The sequence below is a fragment of the Pseudoflavonifractor sp. MSJ-30 genome, from assembly GCF_018918045.1.
GTDB lineage: Bacteria > Bacillota > Clostridia > Oscillospirales > Oscillospiraceae > Faecousia.
Map to the genome: position 1 here is coordinate 1 of NZ_JAHLPU010000003.1, position 6,177 is coordinate 6,177.

The 6,177-nt window shown below is 53.3% G+C and carries 6 protein-coding genes; all 6 read right to left on the reverse strand.

Features of this window, described 5'->3' with window-relative positions; genetic code table 11:
- Positions 1-219: 219 nt before the first annotated feature.
- Positions 220-1,731 (reverse strand): tripartite tricarboxylate transporter permease, encoded by a 1,512-nt coding sequence (locus KQI10_RS00045; RefSeq protein WP_216565311.1) that lies wholly within the window; start codon positions 1,729-1,731, stop codon positions 220-222.
- A gap of 12 nt (positions 1,732-1,743) precedes the next feature.
- The gene (locus tag KQI10_RS00050) at positions 1,744-2,178 is read right to left on the reverse strand and encodes a tripartite tricarboxylate transporter TctB family protein (protein WP_216565312.1); all 435 of its coding nucleotides are present in this window, start codon (positions 2,176-2,178) and stop codon (positions 1,744-1,746) included.
- A gap of 97 nt (positions 2,179-2,275) precedes the next feature.
- Positions 2,276-3,322 carry a tripartite tricarboxylate transporter substrate binding protein gene (locus KQI10_RS00055; protein ID WP_216565313.1) on the reverse strand — a complete coding sequence of 349 codons (1,047 nt, stop codon included), beginning with the start codon at positions 3,320-3,322 and terminating at the stop codon, positions 2,276-2,278.
- Positions 3,323-3,366: 44 nt separating this feature from the next.
- Positions 3,367-4,029, reverse strand: a complete 663-nt coding sequence (locus KQI10_RS00060) for a hypothetical protein (protein WP_216565314.1) — start codon at positions 4,027-4,029, stop codon at positions 3,367-3,369.
- 20 nt (positions 4,030-4,049) lie between these two features.
- A complete protein-coding gene (locus KQI10_RS11855; RefSeq protein WP_216565315.1) occupies positions 4,050-4,766 on the reverse strand; it encodes a 4Fe-4S binding protein in 717 nt (238 codons plus the stop codon).
- Positions 4,767-5,047: 281 nt separating this feature from the next.
- Complete coding sequence (gene panB / locus KQI10_RS00070) at positions 5,048-5,905, reverse strand: 3-methyl-2-oxobutanoate hydroxymethyltransferase (RefSeq protein WP_216565316.1); 858 nt, start codon at positions 5,903-5,905, stop codon at positions 5,048-5,050.
- Positions 5,906-6,177: the final 272 nt, after the last annotated feature.

Sequence of the window (6,177 nt, forward strand, 5' to 3'; positions counted from 1 at the left end):
GCAAGAATGCGGCTCAAGGGGGCGCTGACCGCTGCTTGCTCCCGCCGCAGAGCCGCCCCCCTTGAGAATCCTCCCGGCGCGCCTTTACGTCAGAGTAGCAACGTTTTGGCGACGCTCTATTTCAGCGCCTCCATATCCGGGCATTCCATACCAGTGGACCCACTGGTATGGAGTTGCAGATAACCCTGGCTTTTGTGTATCCTACGTTGTAAAAGTGCGTTATTCCGTCTTTTCAGCGGCTTTCTTTGCGCTGACCTTTTTAGTAATCATCGGAACAACAATCATCAAGACCATCGCAATCAGGAAGCCCAGAGAGATGGGGCGAGTGAAGAAAATGGAAGCGCTGCCGCCATTTACCCGGAATGCCTGGGACATCTGCTGTTCCAAAGTGCTTGTCAGCACAAAGGCAAGCAGCAGTGGTGCAATGGGATATTTATTCTTGTTCAGGTAGTAGCCCGCAAAGCCGGAAATAATCATTACATAGACGTCAAAGATGTTATTATTGGCCGCATAGGCGCCAACGACACAAAGCGTCATAACAATGGGCGCCATAATGCCAGCGGGAACCTTCAGAATCTTTGTCAGGAACGGAATCACCGCAACGGCAATCAAAACGCAAATCACGTTGCCAATGTACATGGACGCAATCAGGCCCCAGCAGAAATCACTCTGGTTGGTGAACAACTGCGGACCGGGCTGCAAGCCCCACATCAGCAGGCCGCCCAGCAGAACAGCCGCCGTACCGGAACCGGGCAGACCCAGACTCAGCAGCGGCGCAAACGCGCCGGCAGCCGCAGAATTGTTAGCCGCCTCGGAACAGGCAATACCTTCCACAACGCCCTCGCCAAACTCCTTCCCCTTTTTGCTGACCTTCTTGCCGGTCATATAGGAAATAAAGGAAGCGATGGTCGCACCGGCACCGGGCAGGATTCCGATAAAGGTTCCCATAAAACCACTGCGGATTGCATTGGGAAGAACGCCTTTTACTTCCTCTTTTGTCAACAGACTGCCTTTAATGGTCAATTTCTCACCTCCGAGGAAGGAGAAATTCTGTCGATTTGTCACCATTTCGATAACCTGCGCAAATCCGAACATACCGATGACCACCGGGATAAAAGTCAGGCCGGAATAGAGATTGATGTTGCCGCCGCTGAAACGGAGCTGGCCATTGACAGGATCCATACCGATCATGGCAAGCAGCGCGCCGATGCAGGTAGAAATCAGGCCATACTTGGGGTCATCGCCCATCATCCAGCCGATGGAGCAGAACGCCAGCAGAAGCAGGGACACCATTTCCGCAGGCCCGAATTTCAAGCCCACCGCCGCAAGCGTGGGTGCCAGCGCGGTCAGGATCAGAATGCCGATGGTTCCGCCAATGAAGGAGGCCAGATTCGCCGCCAGCAGAGCCTTACCGGCTTTCCGCTTCTTGGTCATGGCATAGCCGTCCAAGGCCGTCATGACAGCGGGCGCGTCTCCCGGAATGTTCAGCAGAATCGCACTGAACGCACCGCCATACATATTGCCATAATACACGCCAGCCAGCATGATAATGCCGGTGGTTGGATTCATCTTAAATGTCAGCGGGAGCAGCAGAGAACAGCCCGCAAGGGAACCGATGCCGGGCATAGCACCCACAACAATACCCATGAATGCCCCGGCCAACGCAGCCAGAAGGTTTACGGGAGAGAACGCGGTAGCAAAGCCCTGGAATAAAAGCGCAAAATTCTCCATATGCTTACCTCCTTACAACGAGATATTCAGAAGTCCCTTGGGGAAGGGCACATTCAGCCACAGGCGGAAAATTCCATAAACACATACGAACATAATTGCCGAGACGAGCAGAGCCTTTTTCCAGCTGTACTTCTCAATCAAAAGCAGCCACAGGAAGGATACCAGAATGCAGGCAGGAAGCAGCCCCAGCAGATAGTTACAAAGAAGAATCAGCAGCATAGCACCAATCGGCAGCAGTACTTTCAAATCTATTTTCTCTGCCTTTTCTTTCCTTCTAACTTTGCTGATGAGCATCAGGACACAGAAAAGCACAAGCAGCGTACCGACAATGGTCGGCATAAAGCCGCCGCCGATAGAAATTCTGTCCCACCAACCATACTTTCCCAGACCCATCCCGATAGCGCCCAAACCGGCAATAATTCCGATTATTTCAACGATATACGCCATATTACTACCTCACTTTGAATGGGATTTTGTTCATTTACCAATTCCGGATCACCGGAAGAGCCGGTGATCCGGAATCGACACATTTGGAGGATGTTTATTAACCGTGCAGCAGGCCCAGGTTCCCCAGAACCGCCTCATACTTGGCAGCTTCTTCATTCAGGAAGGTGTCAAACTCCGCACCGGAAAGGAACTTGGAGGTCAGACCGTTCTTGGCAAGGTAGCCGTCAGACCAGGAGCTGTCCTGAATGACAGTCTCAAACACGCCGACCCAGAAATCGACCGCTTCCTGACTCATGTTGCCGGGTCCGAAAATGCCCCGGAACTGCTGGAACACAACCTTGTCATAGCCCAACTCGGTGAAGGTGGGCACATCGGGCAGAACGGAAATACGCTCAGGGCCAAACGCGGCCAGCAGGAGCACATCACCGGCTTCATACTGGCTGATGGCTTCATTGGGATTGTAAATACCGGCGTTGATATGGCCGCCCAGCATAGCGGTCATAACCTCAGCGGAAGAGTTGTAGGGAATATACTCTACATCGATATCGCAGTACATCTGCATCAGCCCCGTTACCAGATTGTCTTCCGTACCGGAACCGGAACCGCCGACAGTGACCTTGCCGGGGTTGGCCTTTGCGTAGGCAATGAACTCGTCCAGAGTCTTGTATTCAGCGGTAGAAAGGACACCGATGGTATATTCATCCATGGCCAGGTTGCAGATGGGAGTCAGGTCCTTATAGGTGATTTCCGTACCGTTGATCATCGGGCCGGTAATCTGCGCGGAAACATAAGTGGTGATAACAGTGCCATCACCGGACTTGGTAGCTGTGTAAGCATCGCCGACAGCACCGCCGCCACCTGTTTTGTTGTTGACGGTGATGGTTCTGCCGCCCAGCAGGCCCTTTTCCGTCATAATATTGCCAGCGGTACGGGCATACAGGTCGGAGCCGCCGCCAGCGGAATAAGGACAAACAAACTCAACATCACCGGACAGCTTGAAGCTGCTGGCAGGAGCATCTGAAGAAGCGGAAGAAGTGCCTGTAGTGGCCGCCGTCGTTGCGGTGCCGGAGGACTGACTCTGGCAGCCTGCGAAGACAGTAAGCACAAGGGCCAGGGACAGGAGTAACGCGATATACTTTTTCATGTCAGAGTTCCTTTCTATTTCTATATTATAGTAAAGTGTGTCGTTTACTTCTCAGCTTCGATCATGGTCCGGATCAGCATGGCGGCCCGGTCCGTGTTGAAGATGCCGCACATGCAGGGCTTGAACAGCTCCGCGGCGGCCTGCTCGGGGGTACATTTGCCCTTGCGGCACTTCTCAATCATCTCATTGATGAAGTTGACGGAAACCATGGAGTGGCCGCACATGGTGGCGATCTCCAGAATTTCGTTGGGAGGCAGCAGGTCCGTGCGGCCGATGCGGCCCAGGGAATGCTCCACGGTATGGGGCTCCAGCCCCGCCTTGTGGCTGCACTCCTTCACCCGATCCACCAGACCGGAAACCACGATGGACATGCCCAGATCCTCTTCCTTCAGATCCTTGAGCATGTTGACCACGTCTTCCTCACTCTTGAAGGTTGCGGTAATAACGGCCCGGTCTTCCACATTCTCGATCATGTGCTGACGGCCTTCCAGATTGTCGTTGAGGTGGTACTTTTCCTTCTGGTACCACTCGTTGCCGCCCCGGCAGTCACCCATGGTGACGCAGTGGTTCTTTTCGCACAGCTCAAAGAACCGGCGCAGAGGCTTGTGGGAACCAACGTGGTTGATGTCCTTACTGGGCATGCACAGGAAAACAAAGTCGTGGGCCAGATTCTCTCTGGTGCCGACACGGTGAAGCGTATGAGACATATTGTGTTACCTCCTTCGAATCAGCCCTTGTAAAGGGGGCGGCCCAGTCCGACGTTGGTCTTGCCATTCTCGGAGCACCATACGCCCATCTTCTTCACGATTTCCATGCTGGGCAGATTGCCGTTCTTATCCACCTTGGAGCAGATATCCAGGCTCAGGAAGCAATCCAGGGTCTTGGCTGTCTCATAAATGGTGGAGAGGATCTCCTCCGCCTTTTCATAGGGAACGGACATCTCCACGATTGCGGACAGCACCTTTTCGTTCAGCAGCTCTTCCTTGAATTTACCGGTCTTGGGGTCGCTCATCATGGTGGTGACAGGGTTGCAGGGCTCAAATTCCACACCCTTGGCGGCCACGGCCATGGCGATCTTCTCGGCGTCATACAGCCGCGCGCCATAGCATGGACGACCCAGCTCCACGGCAATGCCGATGGTGCCGTCCGGGAAGCGGCCCGTTACCTCGTTGGTCTTCATCTCCTCGGTGCCGCGGCCGGAAATGCCGGACTCCGGGGCAATGGTCAGCACATCGCTCATCAGGCTGCGCACGGAACGGGGATACTCCAGCGGCTGCTGATAGATGGCCTTTTTCTTACACACATTGGAACGCAGACAGACGCCGCATTCCACACAGGCGTCAAAGTCGATATCTACGACCTTGTCCACCTTCCGGATCGCGGAAACCGGGCAGCGGTTGATGCACATGCCGCAGTTTACGCAAAGCTCCTTATTGATCTTCATATGTAACGATCCCCCTGTTTCTGTTCGATATTACAAATCTGACATTGCTATTGCCGTATACTTGTATGTTACCATCTGTATTTTTGATTTTCAACGGTTTTCGTTTGTGAACTGTTACGAAAAAATACCCTTTGTTTTATGCAAGCAATCCAATCGTCCGGCAATATAAAACAACATCAGATTCTTGCTCTTTGTTACGCGGCTTTTTCCCGCCCCGGGCCGCAGACCCGCACCGGCTCAGAGAAGCGGACGCTTTCCGGGGAGGAAAACGCAAGAAGGAATCAGCGGGACTTCAGGGCCTCTTCCAGAGCGGCGGCTTCTTCCGGGCTGATCTTGTAGGAATGGATCGAATCGTCCGGGAACTGACCGGCCCGTACCTCCTGGGCGTAGGCGGTGAAGGAACGAAGCAGCTCGCCGCCCACGTCGCCGTAGCGCTTGACGAACTTGGGGGTGAAATCGTCGAAATAACCCACCATGTCCGCAAAGATCAGCAGCTGGCCGTCGGTGTAAGAACCGGCACCGATGCCCAGAATGGGAATATTGGCCTGCTCGGTAATGGCCTTGCCAACGATGGCGGGAACGCCCTCTACCAGAATGGAGCAGGCGCCGGCCTCTTCCAGCTTTCTGGCGGCGTCAATCAGCTTCAGCGCGGCGTCGCAGCTCTTGCCCTGCGCCCGGTTTCCGCCCATCTGCAGGCTGAACTGGGGCGTCAGACCAATGTGACCCATTACCAGAATGCCCGCGTCATTGATTGCCTTTACTCTGGAAATAGCGGCGTCGTTGATGCCCTCCAGCTTGACGCAGTCCATGCCCGCTTCTTTGACGAAGCGTCCGGCGTTGGCAACCGCCTCTTCATCGGACAGCTGATAGGACATGAAGGGCATATCGCCGACCACGAAGGTGTTGGGCGCGCCCTTGCGGACCGCCTTGCAGTGCATGATCATATCTTCCATGGTAACAGGGAAGGTGCTGTCATGCCCCAGAATGACGTTGCCCAGAGAGTCCCCCACCAGGATCATGTCGATACCGGCACGCTCCTCATACTTGGCCGTCAGGTAATCATAACCGGTCAGGTAGACGATCTTCTCACCGGCGGCAACCATCTTCCTCAGTTCGATAATTGTCTTTTTCTTCGCCATTTTTCTCGACCTTTCTGTTTTCTTGTTCTTCGCGGTCCTGTATGCGCACTCAGACCGCATGATTACGAATTGTCTGTGCGATATTATAGAATTATCTTTGTTCATATCGCACTTTTATGGTAACACTGCCGAATGCGGAAATCAACTATTTTCTTATCGTCGAACTTTACGAAAAGTAACGCCTCAAATTGTTAAAAATAGAATATAGTTTTATATTACAGTACAAAAATATTATATTATCGTATATAAGCATATATAATATACATATATCT